This window comes from Jiangella aurantiaca, from assembly GCF_004349105.1.
Taxonomy (GTDB): domain Bacteria; phylum Actinomycetota; class Actinomycetes; order Jiangellales; family Jiangellaceae; genus Jiangella; species Jiangella aurantiaca.
The window spans coordinates 1-15,474 of sequence record NZ_SMLB01000010.1 but is presented as its reverse complement, the minus strand read 5'-3'; the positions used below and the strand labels follow the sequence as shown (position 1 = coordinate 15,474).

Below are 15,474 nucleotides of genomic sequence, written 5' to 3'. Positions count from 1 at the left end.
GGGGCGAAGTATGCGGATAATGGAACGATGCGCCTGCGTCCGACGCTCCACCGGGTCGCGCTCGTCCTGAGCGCGGCGGTGCTGCTGACCTCCTGCAGCGGCTCCGACGACTCCGGGTCCGGGGGCACCGACGGCCCCACCGCGCAGGCGGAGGGCCCCAAGGCCCAGCGCGTCCCGTTGCGCCTCGACGGCATCACCGACGAAGTGGCGTTCGGCACACCGCTGGAGTTCACCGTCCCCCACGGCCAGATCGACTCCGTCGAGGTCGCGCCCGAGGGCGGCGAGCCGGTCGAGGGCCAGGTCGGCGACGACGGCAGCAGCTGGCAGAGCGCAGCGCCGCTCGAGCCCGGCGCCTCCTACGCCGTCACCGTCGTCGCGTCCGACCGGCTCGGCATGGAGCACACGCTGACCGACTCCTTCGCCGTCGGCGGCGTGCCCGAGGGCAACCGCCTCACGCTGAGCATGCAGCCCACCGATGGCGCCGTCGTCGGCGTGGGCGCGCCGATCACCGTCCGGTTCGACCAGGAGGTCACCGAGCGCGAGACCGTCGAGCAGGCCATGCACGTCGCGTCGAACCCGCAGGTCGAGGGGACATGGCACTGGGTGAGCTCGCAGGAGGTGCACTTCCGGCCCAAGGAGTACTGGCCGTCGGGCACCCAGGTGCGGCTGAACCTCGACCTCAACGGCGTCCAGGCCGGCGACGACCTCTGGGGCGGCCGCTCCTACGACCTCGACTTCACCGTCGGCAAGGCGCAGATCGCCACCGTCGACGCCGCCAGCCACACCGTGACCTACACCGTCGACGGCGTCACCGCGGCCACGTGGGACACCAGTCTCGGCGCGCCCGAGTTCGCCACCCGCAACGGCACCTACATCGTGCTGGAGAAGTTCGAGACGCGGCAGATGACGTCGTGCAACGCGAACATCACCTGCGACCCGAACAGCCCCGACTACTACGACCTCGAGGTGCCCAACTCCGTCCGCCTGACCTGGAGCGGCACGTTCGTCCACTCGGCGTCGTGGTCCGAGGGATCGCAGGGCTCGGAGAACGTGTCGCACGGGTGCATCAACCTCAGCGCGGCCAACGGCGCCACGTTCTTCCAGCTGGCCCAGTACGGCGACATCGTCACCGTCGCCAACTCCACCCGCGGCCCCGAAGACCTCATCCAGCGCGGCGACCCCGGCATGGCCGACTGGAACCTCGGCTGGGACCAGTACGTGGCCGGCTCCGCCCTCGGCGCGTCCATCACCACCGACGCGCTCTGACGTTGCGGGCGCCTCCGGCCCGATTGGGTTCCGGGGCACTGCACGCCCTATACTCATGCACCGTGCCCGGTTCGCCGGGCACGCGCCGCCTTAGCTCAGTCGGTAGAGCGATTCACTCGTAATGAATAGGTCGTCGGTTCGATTCCGACAGGCGGCTCCACCCCTTCGCGATGTCGTGGACCCCGCTCACAGCCCGTGGCTCCAGTTCAGTTCACCCTTCTCGACCCGCGGGAAGTACGTCGGCCCCACCGAGTGGTAGCCCACGGCGAACGCGCCGGCCGCCGGACACCACGCCGCGTACGGTCGCGCAGCGCGCCGCGCCAGCTCCTGCGCCAGGGGGAGGACATCGCGGGGCATCGTGTACGCCTTGGCGCCGGGCACTCGGTGAGCGTTCTCCGGCTTGATCGTCCAGCGGACGTCGTTCCACTTGGTCCGGTCGGCGAGGGCGAGAGTGCGCAGTGCCTGACCGAGTATCGAGTGGTCGGACGTGGCATCGTCCCACGACATGGTGTAGTGGCCGGCCGTCGGGAAGAGGGCGTCGTACTTCTCCAACACGCCGGTCGCCTGGGTCAGAGTGAGCGTGCCGTCCCTGAAGCCCTCGAGGTGGATGTTCGCCGGCCAGACGCCGAGCTGTCCGCACGCGGAGACGAACTCACGGTTCCGCGCCTCGGAGAGCTGCTGCTGCGTGAGTGGCGCGTAGCCCTCGCGCTCGGGCTGGTGGTGGTCCTGCCACCAGCCGTTGCTCGTCAGCCCGTTGATCGCGTTGCGGGCGGTGGACGCGCGGCCATCGGTGACGAGGACGACGTGGACCTCGCGCCCGGCGAGTGCGTGCCTGGCGATGATCTGACCCATGAAGAGGGTCTCGTCGTCCTGGTGCGGAGTGTAGAAGATCACCGGCCGACCGGTCGGCGGCGGCACCGCGACCACGGTCCGTGTCGTTTGGGCGGTCGCCGGTTCCGACGGCCACGCCGCGCCCGCCGCGATGGCGACGCCCGCCGTCAGAAGGGCGCGACGGCGGATCATCGGGCCGTCCCGGATCCGGCACAGGCGTGACTCGCGAGGATGGCCACCGCGGGGCGGGGCCGGAAGTGTGGGACGTCACGTCCGCGGCGTACGCGCCGCGGACGGTGGCGGTTGGACATACTACCCCCCGGCATCTGGAGGGGGCAGTTCCTGCATTGGACTATGGAATGGTGCAAACTGCTGCAGGAGGTATATCACATACGAAATCGCTGTGAACATCCTCAATCTCGTAAATAGGTCGATACTCGACGTCGATGCGCGGCTCCGACCGTGAAGCTGCAGCCCAGCTGTTGTCACCGGGTCTGGACGGACGAGGGCCGGAGCACCGCGAGGTGCCCCGGCTCTCCGGGCGTCTGCGGTACGCCGTGCACCGCTAGTCCATCGTCTGCGGGTTCAAGTGGTCCACGATGCCTGCCTGACCGGGCTTCTCGATGATCGTGCGGAACACCACCATGCCCCTTGCGGAGTCAGGCGTGTGCACGCCGTCCGAGGCGTAGACGGGGATCCCGGGCCCACGCTCGAACAGCGGTCCGGTGTAGGGGTAGGCCGACCAGTTGTCCGAGCCCTGCGGGCCTGGGCCGGCGATGTCGTAGTACGCGATCTCCTTCAGTCTTGTCGGCTTGCTGAAGTCGATCACGTCGACCCCGCCGGTGTACCAGGCGTTGACCAGCAGGTCCCGCTGGATGCCCTTGACGGACATGCCCATGTGGGCCGAGCAGTAGGCGGTCGGTGCCGGGTCGGGCCGCAGATCACCGACCTGGAACTCGCTGAGGAAGGCACCTGTGGCGACGTCGGAGAAGAACATCTTCCCGGTCTTGTGCTCTCCTGCCGGGTGCCACGGCCGCGCCTGCCACGTCGTCATCGGCGGGCAGCCGCTGCCGAAGGACTCGTCGACCCAGTTCACGACCGTCGCGTCGTTGTCGAACATGGCGGAGTGGAAGAAGTCGATCGCTCCGGGGATGTTGCCAGTGCCGCCCGAGCTGAGCTCGTCGTCGCTGACGAGGACCGGGTTGGCCGTGTCGGGAATCCCGTTGTCGTCGATCTCCCACACCTGGCCCTGTTCGGCGCAAGCGCCTCCGGCCAGGCGAGTCTCGACATGAACGACGATGTCGTGGCAGGCCACCGCGGCCGGCTCGAACGGACCGGGGCACGGCTGGCCAGGGCCGGTGACCGACCGCTCGCACCAGTCGTTGATCCCGTCCGGGTCACCGGGGTAGCTGATCGCCGGCTGGACCGGCAGCTCGTTGGCCGCCGACGGATCGTCGAGCGGCACCTCGATGACCTGGATCACGCCGTGGAGCGGGTTGGCCGGGCTTCCCGGGTCCTCGTCGTACGGGTTCGCCGCGTTCAGGAACTCGGTGTCACCGCAGGTCGGCCCCGCTCGCAGTGGGTAGGACGAGACGTAGACGAGGAGATTGCCGGTGTCGTCCACCTCGCCGGGCCACAACGTGATGGTGTGCGCGCCGCAGTCGGTGTACACCGCCTTGACCTGTGTGATCTCGGCGAAGGGGTTCGCGGGGTCGTCGCTCATCTCGAAGACCCGGACGCCTTCCCAGCCCGTCGGATCACCGTGGTTCACCGACCGCGCGGCTCCGCACTCGGGCGCCACCATGGTGCGGTCCACGGCCAACAGCATCAGATCGGCGACGCCGTTCCCGTCACGGTCCCAGACGATGGGGTCGTTCTGCAGCCCGTCACACGAGAAGTCCCGTACCAGGCGCGGACCGGCAGGGTTGGAGATGTCGAAGATCCGGACGCCTCCGACCGCGCGGTCGTTGCGGTAGTAGCCGATGAACGCATGGTCACCCCAGAACGCGAGATCGGAGTTGATCGCGGAGTTCGGGGACGTGAACAGGAGATCCATCTTCTTGTGCTGGTCGGCGTTGTGCGACGCGCTTGCGGGGAAGGACAGCGTTCCGAGCGCGAGTAGCGCCGCGAGGACAAGGAGGAATGCTCTTCGCATGCCAAACCTCCAGTGGTGGTGAGCCTGACGTGCTCACCGCGAGCCACCCCCCGGGCGATCTGCCGCCAGGCCGGCTGAAACATGTGCCGCGACGAACCTCCGCTTGTGGGCAGAAGCACGGTTCACTTCGGCGGACGGAACGGGGTGGGTTCGCCGCCGAGGTCGCGGCGTCAGGGGTCACGTCATAGGCGGCTCCTTGCGCTAGGTGGTCCTGGGCGCCGGCAGTCGGCTTGCGCTGGGCTCGCTGAAGCGGTGGTGATCGTGGCCGCTCGATGGCATCGAGAACCCCGGCTCATGCCGATGAACGCGGGAACGTGCCCGCTCAGCCGCCATCTCGGGAGCGGCCGTGGCCGCCGATCGCGAGCGTCACCTCCGGCGCGACGAGAACACTCTCCGCATAGGCACCTCCGTTGGCGAACCGTATGCGCAGGTGGAGCCCCCCGGGAGCTCGCGCGGCGCGCGCCTGCCGGGGACACGCTACACCCGTACCTCGGCCATGTGGCGACGTGGTCCGCAGTGGTCGACACGGAACGCTCAGGAGTCTGCCTCGGCCGGCCGGATGGTCGATCCGGCGATCCGCAGACCGTAGTGATCGATGACGTGGGTGTCGTGGAAATGACGTTTGGCGTGGTCGCGGGCGGCTTCTTCGGCGTGCGAGTACCGGGTGAACTCACGTCCCGTCCATGGGCAGGCCGGGCAGCGCGCGCGGTACCGGGCGGGGGTGTTCGACTGGGCCACAGCCGAACGATATATCGACAGCTAAACTTTGGCTATTCGATCAACGACGGTCGGATGGGCAGGTGGTCGACAGCCGGGCTCCTGAGTACCAGCGGCTGTACGCCACGCTCCGGCAGCTGCGGGAAGAGCGCGATCTCACGCAGACTCAGCTCGGCGAGCGGCTCGGTCTCACGCAGCGCAAGGTGTCGCTGTTCGAGTCCGGCGACCGTCGCATCGACGTCATCGAGCTGACCCGCTACGCCCGCGCCCTCGGGGTCGGCCTCACCGACATCCTCGACCGCGCCGGCATCGACTACCCCTGACCGATCAGGCGAGCGCCGCGCCCTGCTCGCGCTCGGCCCGTCGCCGGCGCTGCTCCACCGGGTCCGGAACGGGCGCGGCGGCCAGCAGCCGCCGGGTGTAGTCGTCGCGGGGAGCGGACAGCACGTCCGCGCTGCTGCCCTGCTCGACGATGCGGCCCTGGTGCATGACGGCGATGCTGTCGGCCAGCAGCTCGACCACGGCGAGGTCGTGGCTGATGAACAGGCACGAGAAGCCGAGCCGCGCCTGCAGGTCCATGAGCAGCTCGAGCACGCGCGCCTGCACGGACACGTCCAGGGCGCTGGTCGGTTCGTCGGCGACCAGCAGGACGGGGTCGAGCGCCACGGCCCGGGCGATGCCGACCCGCTGCCGCTGGCCGCCGGAGAGCTCGTGCGGGTAGCGGTTGCGCCAGGCCACCGGCAGTTCGACGCTGTCGAGGAGCTCGGCGACCCGCCGCGCGACCTCGGACTTGGGCCGGCCGTGCAGCCGCAGCGGCTCACCGATGCTGTCGCCGATGGTGTAGCGAGGGTTCAGCGACGACGCGGGGTCCTGGAAGACCATGCCGACCGTGCGCCGCAGCGCGCGCAGCTGCCCGCGCGACGCCTTCGTCACGTCCTGGCCGTCGACGACCACCCGGCCGGCGGTCGCCCGCAGCAGGCCGACGACGCAGCGGCCGATCGTGGACTTGCCCGATCCGGACTCGCCGACCAAGCCGAGGACCTGCCCACGCGGGATGGTGAGCGACACCCCGTCGACGGCGCGGAAGGCCGCACGCCCGATCCCGCCGGGATACTCGACGACGACGTCGTGCAGCTCGAGCGCGGTACGAGAAGCGTCGTCGGCCGAGGCCGGCGGGGCGACCTGGCGGACCTCCTGCCGTCCCAGGTGTGGCACGGCGGCCAGCAGCTCGCGGGTGTACGACTCGGCCGGCCGCGCGAACAGCTGGTCGACCGGCGCCTCCTCGACGATCTCACCGGCCCGCATGACGACGACGCGATCGGCGATGTCGGCCACCACGCCCATGTCGTGCGTGATGATGAGGATGGCCGAGTCCAGCCGGTCGCGCAGGCTGCGCAGCAGCGAGAGGATCTCCGCCTGGACGGTGACGTCGAGAGCGGTCGTGGGCTCGTCGGCGATGAGGACGGCCGGATCGCACGAGATGGCCATCGCGATCATGGCTCGCTGCCGTTGCCCGCCGGAGAGCTGGTGCGGGTAGTACCCGAACCGCTGCTCCGGGTCAGGCAGTCCGACCAAGCCGAGCAGCTCGACGGCGCGGGCGCGGGCCTGCCGCCGGCTCAGAGAGGCGCGTGCGGCGGCGTCAGGACCGGCGCGCAGCGGGTGGTGGTCCGCGTGCAGCCGGAGCGCCTCGACGATCTGCGAGCCGACGGTGAAGACCGGGTTGAGCGCCGTCATCGGGTCTTGGAACACCATGGCGACGTCCTGGCCGCGCAGCCGCCGCAGGGTCGGCCCGTCCGGCGTGGTGACGTCGCGGCCGCCGACCTCGATGCGCCCGGTGCGGACGGCGGTCGGCGGCAGCAGCCCCAGCACGGAGAGCGCGCTGACGCTCTTGCCCGAGCCGGACTCGCCGACCAGCGCGAGGATCTCGCCGGGCCGGACCTCGATGCTGACGTCGCGGGCGGCCGTCGTGGTGCCGTCGCCGGTGCGGAACTCGACGCCGAGGCGGTGGATCGCCAGAGCGGGTGTGGTCACAGGGCGCCCCCTTCGACGAGGGTGAAGGCGCGCTTGACGGTGATCAGCTCGAGGCCGATCTCGACCCGGCGGATGCCGGGCAGCTCGCCGAGCACGCGGGTGTTGAAGGTCAGCAGGTCGTCCTGGTGGCGGAGAACGACCTCGCAGGTCAGGTCGCTGTAGCCGGCGGTGGAGGAGAGGTAGCGCACCTCGGGGCGCCCGCCCAGCGCCTTGGTGGTCTCGTCGAGGTGGCGCAGGTCGACGGCGAGCCAGTAGAACACCTCGACGCCGTAGCCGAGCAGCTCCGGCCGGACGATCGTCGTGTAGCGGACGCGCCCGTCGCGGGTCAGCGTGTCGAGCCGGCGCTTGACCATCGACTCGCTCATGTCGAGCCGGACGGCCAGTTCCGCGAAGCTGAGCCGGGCGTCCTTGGCGAGCAGCCCGACGAGGGCGCTGTCGCGGTCGTCGAGCGGTTTCGGGTCGCGCTGCTCGATCGGCCCGCGCTCGGCCTCGAGCGTCGCGATGGCCTCCGGAGACAGCGTCCCGTGCGCCCACACGTTGGCGACCTTGTGCTGGGCGATGACGGTCTCGGTGACGGTCGACAGGATGCCGTCGACCTGCTCGATCTCCTCGAACAGCACCCGGGCCAGCGCCCGCTGGGAGGGCACGATCAGCTCGACGATGAGGTCGAACGTCCCGGTGATGAGGGCAGCGAACCGCACGTCCGGCCGGGCGGCCAGCTCGGCGGCGACCCGCGGCGCCTGGCCGACGCGGCAGGTGACCTGGACGAGGACCGGATAGCCGCCGACGCTGCGCAGCGGGTCCGTGGACGCGACGACGCGCACGAGCCCGGAGCCGAACAGCCGCTGCGCGCGCCGCGCGGCTGTGGTGTCCGACGTGCCGACGGCCCGCGCGAGCTGCTGCCATGTCGCCCGGCCGTGCGTCTGCAGCGCGGCGACGATGCGCCGGTCGAGGTCGTCGAGCACGGTCACGTCCGTCATGGCCGCCATCGTATCGGACGTGGCGCCGAAATCCAGCGCGCAACATGAATGTTACGCCGGTCTCCGTCGTCACACTTGCTCTGGATGCCGATATCTGCCATCGTCGAGGGCGTTGATGAAGGATTCCGGGAGGTCTGCCGTGCTCGAACCCGCGAAGCGCTACGACGGGTACCGCTCGTACAGCTACTTGCGTGAAGGCGTCGACTACAAGGCGTTCGACCTGGCGCCCGAGCTGGGCCGGGTGCCGGAATACGGCGGGCTGGACCTGTCCGACGCCCAGCGCGAGCGGGTGACCCGGCTGCTGGCGGACAGCGTCGTCGTGTCCACCCATGAGCACCCGACGATGTTCCCCGACGACATCACCGAGACCATCGACTACAACCGGCACGGACGGCACCGCACCGGCTACGAGGGCCTGGCGCGGTCCGGCCTCACCGCGGTCATCGACAACTTCATGGACGGCACGGCGTGCGTGACCAGCCACGCCGGCTGGAAGTGGACCGACATCATCGCCGATCTCGGCATGCGCTTCTCCGACCTCGCGCACCAGGACTTCGTCATCAAGGCCGAGACACTGGCCGACATCCGGCGGGCGCACGAGACGGGCCGCATCGCCCTCATCGCCGGGCTGGAGGCGTCGACCCCGATCGAGAACGAGCTGGACCGCATCGACATCCTCTACGGCTTCGGGATCCGCCAGCTCGGCATCGCCTACAGCGAGGCCAACACCCTCGGCAGCGGGTTGAAGGAGCGCCGCGACGGCGGGCTCACCGCGTTCGGGCGTAAGGCCGTGGAGCGCATGAACAAGCTGGGCATCGTCGTCGACGTCTCGCACTCGGGCGACATCACCTCGCTGGAGGTGATCGAGCACTCGACGAAGCCGATCATCATCACGCATGCCGGCGCTCGTGCCGTATGGCCGACCAACCGGATGAAGCCGGACGAGGTCATCCGGGCGTGCGCGGAGCGGGGCGGGGTCATCGGCCTGGAGGCGGCACCGCACACGACGCTGTCGCCGCAGCACCCGCGGCACAACCTCGAGTCGGTGATGGACCACTTCGTGTACTGCGTCGACCTGGTCGGCATCGAGCACGTCGGGTTCGGGCCGGACACGCTGTTCGGCGACCACGTCGGGCTCCACCACCTCTTCTCCGGTCACCTCTCGCTCGGCGAGGCCCACGGAGCGGTCGAGTACGACGAGGTCGAGTACGTCGACGGCCTGGAGAATCCGGCCGAGTGCTTCTGGAACATCGTCGGCTGGCTGGTCACTCACGACTACTCCGACGACGAGATCCGCGCCGTCATCGGCGGCAACGCCATGCGTGTCATCGAGGAGGTCTGGGAGAGATGAGCACTACGCGCGGTCTGGGCCGGCGCGTCGCGCTGGGCGCGGCGGTGGCCCTCACTCTGGTTGCCTGTGTCCCGTCCGAGCCCGACGGTGCGTCGGGCGGCGAGTCCGAGGAGTCCGGCGACTCCTCCGGCGGAGGCGATGCCGGCGGCGAGCTGGCCATCGGCACCACCGCGGACGTCGTGAACTTCAACCCGCTGGTCGGCAACAGCCGCACCGACAGCTGGGTCACGAACCTGATATACCCGGCGATGATGACCATCGACGACGAGGGCGCGAAGGTGCCGGCGCTGGCGACGGAGTGGGGCTACGGCGACGACGGGCTGAGCGCGTGGATCGAGCTCCGCGACGACATGGAGTGGTCCGACGGCGAGCCGCTGACCGCCGAGGACGTCGTCTTCACCATCGACGCTGTCAAGGCCGAGCAGCTGGGCACCGTCTCCGGCATGATCGGCGCGTACGAGTCCGCGACAGCCGTCTCGGACACCCGGATCGAGTTCACCCTGAACCGGCCGGACGGCGCGTTCCTCAGCAGCATCGGGTTCTGGATGCCCATCGTCCCGGCGCACGTGTTCGGGCAGGCACCGACGGTGGCCGACTTCGCCAACGACTCCAACTGGGTGTCGGCCGGTCCGTTCGTGCTCACCCAGGTCGAACGCGGCCAGCGCTACGTCCTGGAGGCGGTGGACGACTACCCCCTGGCTGAGGGCGGCCGGGCCGCGCTGGACCGGGTGGTGTTCCGCGTCTACCCCGACGTCAACACCGAGGTGCTGGCGCTGCGCTCCGGCGAGATCGACCTCATCGGGAACGCGCTGCCGCCGTCGGTGGCCCGCGACGTCTCCGGTGACGACTCGCTGCAGACGTTCAGCGTCCCGTCGCTGGGCTGGGCGCACATGCAGTACAACATGCGCCGCCCGCCGCTGGACCGGGTCGAGGTCCGCCAGGCGCTCGCGCACGCCGTCGACTACGAGGCCATCCGCGAGGTCGTGTTGGGCGGCAACGCTGTGTCGTCGAACTCCAGCGTCCTGACGCCGACGTTCAGCCAGTGGGTGGACGAGACGGCCGAGGAGTACGAGTACGACCCGGAGCTCTCCCGCGACCTGCTGGCGCAGGCCGGTGTCGAGAACCTCGAGCTGGAGATGATCTACGACGCCGGCGACCCGAACATCTCCTCGTGGGCGGAGCTGGTGCGCGACCAGGCGGCCGAGGCCGGCATCACCATCACGCTGGCCGGGCTGGAGCGCAACACGTACCTGGCCCGCACCAACGAGCGCGACTTCGACATCTACGCCGGCTCCTGGGCGATCATCGACGAGCCGCAGTCGAACTTCGGCCTGTTGTTCTCGCCCGACGGCTTCATCAACTACGCCGGCGTGAACGACCCCGAGATCGACCGGCTGCTGGCGGAGGCGTCGTCGGCGCTGACCGTCGAGGACGCGCGCGGGCCACTGCAGGAACTGGCCCGCATCGTCACCGACCAGGTCTACGACAACGTGATGTACGTCGAGCAGTTCACCTTCGCGGCCTCGAGCGAGTGGACCGGCTTCCAGCCCAAGCCCAGCGAGCTGCTCTCGGTGGTCAACCCGCAGTCCCTGGCGTCGGTGCGGGCGGCGGACTGAGCGCTCATGGCCCTGCTCCGGTTCGCTTCACTGCGGCTGCTCCGCGGCCTGCTCACGCTCTGGTTCGCGGTCAGCGTCACGTTCTTCCTCGTGCGGCTGCTGCCGGGCGACCCGGCGCTGGCCATCGCGAGCCCGACCATGGGCGAGGACCAGCGCGAGCAGATCCTCGCCGACTTCGGGCTCGACCGGCCACTCGCGGTGCAGTACGTGGCCTACCTCGGTGAGCTGCTGCAGGGCAACCTCGGCGTGTCGTTCCGGCAGTCGATCCCGGTCGCGGACGTGCTGCTGGAACGGCTGCCCTGGACGCTCATCCTCACCGGCAGCGCGCTGGTGGTGACGCTCCTCATCGGGCTGCCGCTGGGGGTGCTGGCGGCGACCCACCGCGGCGGCGCCCTCGACCGCTTCATCCAGGTCGGCGGCGTGGTCGGGCAGTCGCTGTTCGTCCCGACGGTGGGCATCGCGCTGCTCTACACGTTCGGGCTCTGGCTCGGCTGGTTCCCGATCGGCGGCGCCATCGACGACGACGTGTACGGGCTGGAGGCGTACGCGAGCATGCTGCGGCACCTCGTGCTGCCGTGCCTGAGCTTGGTCGTGCTGCAGATCGGCGCCTACGTGCTCACGCTGCGGACGAACCTCATCGACGCGCTCGGCGAGGAGTACTGCACGGTGGCGCGGGCCAAGGGCGCACCGGAGCGGCGGGTGGTCTGGAAGCACGCGCTGCGCAACGCGCTGCTGCCCACCACGACGTTGGTCGGGCTGCAGCTCGGCTTCCTGGTGGGCGGCGCGGTCCTGACCGAGACGATCTTCGCCTACCCTGGCGTCGGGCGGGCGATCTACGAGTCCGTCGGGCAGCTCGACTTCCCGGTCCTGCAGGGAGCGTTCGTGCTCCTGGCGGCCGCGGTCGTGGTGGCGAACCTGCTGACCGACCTCGCCTACGGCCTCCTCGACCCGCGGGTGCGTGCGGCATGAGCGGACTCAGCGAGGAACTGACGGCGGTCGCGGCAGAGCCGACGCCGGCCAGCCGCACGTGGCGGGCGTTCCGGCGCAATCCGCTCGGCCTGGTCGCGGCCGGGCTGCTGGTGCTGCTGGTTCTGGTCGCGCTGGCCGCCCCGCTGATCGCCGACTACCCGCGCGGGTACGGCGAGGACGTGCTCGTCGGGCCGTCGGCGGCGCACTGGTTCGGCACCGACCACCTCGGCCGCGACATCTTCGCCCAGGTCGTCTGGGGGACGCGGACGAGCATGGCGGTGGGCCTCGGCGCCTCGGCGCTGGCCATCGTGGTCGGCGTGGCGGTCGGCGTCGGCGGCGCGTACTTCAAGCGACTGGACGGCGTGCTCGGGCTGTTCGTCGACGTGATGCTGTCGCTGCCGGTGCTGCCGCTGATGATTCTGGTGGCGGCACTGGCCGGGCCCAGCGTCTCGACCCTGGTCGTCGTCATCGCGGTGTTCTCCTGGCCCGAGGTGGCCCGGGTGGTCCGCTCGCAGGCGCTGCCGATCGTGACGCTGTCCTACGTGGACGCCGCGCACGTGATGGGGGCGCCGAACCGCTGGGTGCTGGTGCGGCACGTGCTGCCGGCGGTGTCACCGGTGATCGCGGTGTCGGTGGTGGTGACGGCGTCGCGCGCGGTGCTCAGCGAGGCCGGCCTGGCGTTCCTGGGTCTGGGCGACCCGTCCAGCTGGTCGTGGGGGACCATCCTCTACAACGCCCAGCGCTCCGGCGCGCTCAGCTCCTCGTGGTGGACGGCGTTCTTCCCGTCCCTGGCCATCCTGCTGCTGGTCGTCGCGGCCACCCTGGTCGCGCTGGCCTACAACGACGCCCGCAACCCGCGAACCCGACAGGACGGCACCCGATGACCTTCTCCCAGCGGCTGCCCGCTTCGTTCTACCGCGACGTCCACGCCCGGCTGCGGGCGCGCATGGAGACCGCCGGGCTCGACGCCGTCGTCGTCGACGACTGGCACGACGTCGCTTACCTGACCGGCTTCTTCCACCACCCGAACGAGCGGCCGGCCGTGGTCTGGATCGGCCCGGACCGCGTCGTCCTGCTGGTGCCCGAGCTGGAGCGCGAGCACGCCGAGGTCCAGTTCTCCATGTCCCAGTTGCCGGAGTATCAGGGCGCGGTCGTGGACGAGCTGGTGGCGTTCGAGGAGTTCCCCGGTGTCGACAGCCCGTTCGCCGCGCTGGCGAAGGCGGTGCCGTCGAGCGGCGAGTGGGGGCACTCGCCGGCGCTGTCGACGGGCCGGCTGGCCCAGCTGGAGACGGTGTTCGGCGGCGTGACGTGGCGGATGTCGGCGCTGGTCGACGAGCTGCGGCTGGTGAAGCAGCCGGCGGAGGTCGAGCTGCACCGGCAGGCCGGCCGGCTCGGCGACGTCATGCTGGCCGCCGGCGTCGAGCTGATCGCGGCCGCCGCCGCCGGTGGCGAACTGCCCACCGAGGCGGAGCTGGCCGATCACGTCGTCCGCGCCGGGTCCCGGTGGATGTACGGGACGCACTCCGACGTCGTCGTGGTGCCGATGCTCACCGGCGGGCTCGTGTACGGCGGCGCCAACTCCGCGTATCCGCACGGGCTGCCGTCGTCGTACCGGCTGCGCCCCGGCGACACGTTCATCCTGTCGCTGGGCGGCGCCGTCGGGGGGCGGTACGCCGAGAGCGAGCGGACCTTCTTCCTCGGCGAGCCGACCGAGGAGCAGGCGGCCTACTTCGCCGCCGACCACCGGGCGCAGGGGGTCGGCACCCGGGCGCTGCGGGCAGGGGCGCGCTGCCAGGACGTCAACCGGGCCTGCCTCGACGTCATCCGCGAGGCCGGCTACGGCGGCTACCTGCGGCACCGGCAGGGACACGGGATCGGCCTGGACTTCCACGAGCCGCCGTGGCTGTCCGACGGCGACGACACGGAGCTGGCGCCCGGCATGGTCGTGTCCAGCGAGCCCGGGATCTACGTGCCCGGCCACGCCGGCTACCGGATCTCGGACACCGTGCTCGTCACCGAGCAGGGACCGGAGCGGCTGACCGCCTTCCCCCGCGACCTCGACGACGTCGTCATCGACCTCTGACTGAAGGGCAGGAGCGCATTTCATGATCGTGGAGATCAACGGCAACCCGCTCGACGTCGAGCTGCTCGGCGGCGACGACCCGGGCAAGCCGCTGCTCATCGCGCACCACGGCGCGCCCGGCCTCGGGTCCCGGAAGGAGCCGACGGCGGCGTTCGGCCACCTGTCCGACCTGTTCCGGGTGCTGGTCTTCGACGCGCGTGGCAGCGGCAAGAGCGGCGACGTCCCGCCGTTCACGCACGAGCAGTGGGTCGCCGACATCGACGCGCTGCGGGCCTGGGCCGGCGCGGAGTCGCTGGTCATGGCCGGCGGGTCGTACGGCGGCTTCCTCGCGATGGAGTACGCGATCGCCCACCCGGATCGCGTGCTGGCCCTGGTCCTGCGCGACACCGCGCCGGACCACTCGCACGAGGAGGCCGCGATGGCGAACGCCCGCGCCTCGTCGCGCATCGAGGTCGACGAGGACAAGCTCACCCGCATCATGGAAGGCCGGATTCGCGACAACGACGACTTCCGCGACTGCTGGGCGTCGATCCTGCCGCTCTACGACCACGAGTACGACCCGGCGTCCATCGCGGCGCGCGTCGACTCCGTCGATTACCACTACGCCACGCACAACCACGCCTTCTCGGTGAACCAGCTGAGCTACGACGTCAAGCCGGGCCTGCCGTCGGTGGCCTGCCCGACGCTGGTGACGGTGGGCCGCAGCGACTGGATCACGCCGGTGGAGTGCAGCGAGACGATCGCGTCGCTGATCCGGGACGCGGAGCTGGTGGTGTTCGAGAAGTCCGGCCACTCGCCGCCGATGGAGGAACCGGAGCGGTTCCAGCAGGTGGTCCGCGACTTCCTGGTCGCGCGGGTGCTGATGCGCTAGCGCCGCTCAGATGTGGTGGGCCGCGTGGTGGGCGGCCAGCAGGTCGTCGCCCCAGTCGTGGCGCAGGTCGCGCCAGACCGAGTGGACGTGGTTCGCGTCGTGCTGGGTGTTGTCGTACTCGAGCAGGAACGTCGGGCCCAGGACGGCGTAGTAGTGGCCATGGCCGGGCTCGACCGGGCCGGCCCAACGGAACGTGACGCGCTCCAGCCCGGCGTCGGCGATCTCGGCCCAGGCCGGCTCCGCGGCGGCCGCCGTCACCCGGCCGAGGTACTGCCGGACCAGCCGCTCCAGCAGCTCGCGCCCGTCCGGGGGCATGTCGCCGTAGGCCAGCCCCGGCGCGATCCGGCCCGCGTCGGCGACGGGGTCGTCGCGGGTCAGGATGTCGCGTGGTGCCTCCGGTGACGTGACGGCGGCGGCCCGCTCCGCCGGCGGCAGCGACGTCACCAGCGCCCGGGCGAGATCCTGCTCGGCCGCGAGCGTCCGCCGTCCGGCGCCCGGGTAGCCGTCGGGAACGGTGGCCGGGTTGGCGCCGAAGAACTGCGGAGTCCCCACCACCCGTCCATCGACGACGGTCACCGTGACGGCCAGGTGGTGCCCGCCCACC

Annotated in this window: 14 protein-coding genes and 1 tRNA gene; 9 read left to right on the top strand and 6 right to left on the bottom strand. The window is 70.6% G+C overall.

Features of this window, described 5'->3' with window-relative positions; translation table 11 throughout:
* The first annotated feature begins 27 nt into the window (after nt 1-27).
* Both E1262_RS09985 and E1262_RS09980 read left to right on the top strand, forming a co-directional pair.
* On the top strand, nt 28-1,266 hold the full coding sequence (locus E1262_RS09985; RefSeq protein ID WP_132102989.1) for a L,D-transpeptidase: 1,239 nt from the start codon (nt 28-30) through the stop codon (nt 1,264-1,266).
* 84 nt (nt 1,267-1,350) lie between these two features.
* Nucleotides 1,351-1,426, top strand: a tRNA-Thr gene (locus E1262_RS09980).
* Between the two features lie 26 nt (nt 1,427-1,452).
* Here E1262_RS09980 and E1262_RS09975 read toward each other — a convergent pair.
* From E1262_RS09975 to E1262_RS30260, 3 genes are all read right to left on the bottom strand, one after another.
* Entirely contained in the window at nt 1,453-2,289 is an 837-nt protein-coding gene (locus tag E1262_RS09975; RefSeq protein ID WP_132102988.1) for a PIG-L family deacetylase, read from the bottom strand.
* Nucleotides 2,290-2,662: 373 nt separating this feature from the next.
* Nucleotides 2,663-4,252, bottom strand: coding sequence for an LVIVD repeat-containing protein (locus tag E1262_RS09970; protein ID WP_132102987.1), 1,590 nt, complete (start codon nt 4,250-4,252; stop codon nt 2,663-2,665).
* A 534-nt stretch (nt 4,253-4,786) separates the two neighbouring features.
* Nucleotides 4,787-4,990, bottom strand: coding sequence for a DUF6349 family protein (locus E1262_RS30260; RefSeq protein ID WP_162605847.1), 204 nt, complete (start codon nt 4,988-4,990; stop codon nt 4,787-4,789).
* A 62-nt stretch (nt 4,991-5,052) separates the two neighbouring features.
* Between E1262_RS30260 and E1262_RS09965 the strand changes: the two genes are divergently transcribed.
* Entirely contained in the window at nt 5,053-5,292 is a 240-nt protein-coding gene (locus tag E1262_RS09965) for a helix-turn-helix domain-containing protein (protein WP_203453725.1), read from the top strand.
* Nucleotides 5,293-5,296: 4 nt separating this feature from the next.
* On the opposite strand, the gene E1262_RS09960 is transcribed toward E1262_RS09965, so the two are convergent.
* Entirely contained in the window at nt 5,297-7,000 is a 1,704-nt protein-coding gene (locus E1262_RS09960; protein WP_132102985.1) for an ABC transporter ATP-binding protein, read from the bottom strand.
* Nucleotides 6,997-7,980 (bottom strand): Lrp/AsnC family transcriptional regulator, encoded by a 984-nt coding sequence (locus tag E1262_RS09955; RefSeq protein ID WP_162605848.1) that lies wholly within the window; start codon nt 7,978-7,980, stop codon nt 6,997-6,999. The genes E1262_RS09960 and E1262_RS09955 overlap by 4 nt, the downstream gene beginning before the upstream one ends.
* A gap of 139 nt (nt 7,981-8,119) precedes the next feature.
* Between E1262_RS09955 and E1262_RS09950 the strand changes: the two genes are divergently transcribed.
* Genes E1262_RS09950 through E1262_RS09925 form a run of 6 tightly spaced genes read left to right on the top strand, consistent with a single transcriptional unit; the run spans nt 8,120 to nt 14,870 of the window.
* Complete coding sequence (locus E1262_RS09950; protein ID WP_132102983.1) at nt 8,120-9,331, top strand: dipeptidase; 1,212 nt, start codon at nt 8,120-8,122, stop codon at nt 9,329-9,331.
* Nucleotides 9,328-10,947 (top strand): ABC transporter substrate-binding protein, encoded by a 1,620-nt coding sequence (locus E1262_RS09945; protein ID WP_132102982.1) that lies wholly within the window; start codon nt 9,328-9,330, stop codon nt 10,945-10,947. Before E1262_RS09950 ends, E1262_RS09945 begins: the two co-directional genes overlap by 4 nt.
* Nucleotides 10,948-10,953: 6 nt before the next feature.
* On the top strand, nt 10,954-11,916 hold the full coding sequence (locus tag E1262_RS09940) for an ABC transporter permease (RefSeq protein ID WP_132102981.1): 963 nt from the start codon (nt 10,954-10,956) through the stop codon (nt 11,914-11,916).
* Nucleotides 11,913-12,800 carry an ABC transporter permease gene (locus E1262_RS09935; protein ID WP_132102980.1) on the top strand — a complete coding sequence of 296 codons (888 nt, stop codon included), beginning with the start codon at nt 11,913-11,915 and terminating at the stop codon, nt 12,798-12,800. Before E1262_RS09940 ends, E1262_RS09935 begins: the two co-directional genes overlap by 4 nt.
* Entirely contained in the window at nt 12,797-13,999 is a 1,203-nt protein-coding gene (locus E1262_RS09930; RefSeq protein WP_132102979.1) for a M24 family metallopeptidase, read from the top strand. Before E1262_RS09935 ends, E1262_RS09930 begins: the two co-directional genes overlap by 4 nt.
* Nucleotides 14,000-14,021: 22 nt before the next feature.
* Nucleotides 14,022-14,870 carry an alpha/beta fold hydrolase gene (locus E1262_RS09925; RefSeq protein WP_132102978.1) on the top strand — a complete coding sequence of 283 codons (849 nt, stop codon included), beginning with the start codon at nt 14,022-14,024 and terminating at the stop codon, nt 14,868-14,870.
* 6 nt (nt 14,871-14,876) lie between these two features.
* Here the strand turns inward: E1262_RS09925 and E1262_RS09920 are convergent.
* A partial coding sequence (locus E1262_RS09920; protein WP_132102977.1) for a DUF3500 domain-containing protein occupies nt 14,877-15,474 on the bottom strand: 598 nt, incomplete at its 5' end.

Coding starts and splice junctions, on each gene's coding strand:
- E1262_RS09970 (WP_132102987.1), bottom strand. CDS start 4,252: ATGCGAAGAGCATTCCTCCTTGTCCTCGCGGCGCTACTCGCGCTCGGA.
- E1262_RS09940 (WP_132102981.1), top strand. CDS start 10,954: ATGGCCCTGCTCCGGTTCGCTTCACTGCGGCTGCTCCGCGGCCTGCTC.
- E1262_RS09975 (WP_132102988.1), bottom strand. CDS start 2,289: ATGATCCGCCGTCGCGCCCTTCTGACGGCGGGCGTCGCCATCGCGGCG.
- E1262_RS09935 (WP_132102980.1), top strand. CDS start 11,913: ATGAGCGGACTCAGCGAGGAACTGACGGCGGTCGCGGCAGAGCCGACG.
- E1262_RS09930 (WP_132102979.1), top strand. CDS start 12,797: ATGACCTTCTCCCAGCGGCTGCCCGCTTCGTTCTACCGCGACGTCCAC.
- E1262_RS09985 (WP_132102989.1), top strand. CDS start 28: ATGCGCCTGCGTCCGACGCTCCACCGGGTCGCGCTCGTCCTGAGCGCG.
- E1262_RS09955 (WP_162605848.1), bottom strand. CDS start 7,980: ATGACGGACGTGACCGTGCTCGACGACCTCGACCGGCGCATCGTCGCC.
- E1262_RS09925 (WP_132102978.1), top strand. CDS start 14,022: ATGATCGTGGAGATCAACGGCAACCCGCTCGACGTCGAGCTGCTCGGC.
- E1262_RS09945 (WP_132102982.1), top strand. CDS start 9,328: ATGAGCACTACGCGCGGTCTGGGCCGGCGCGTCGCGCTGGGCGCGGCG.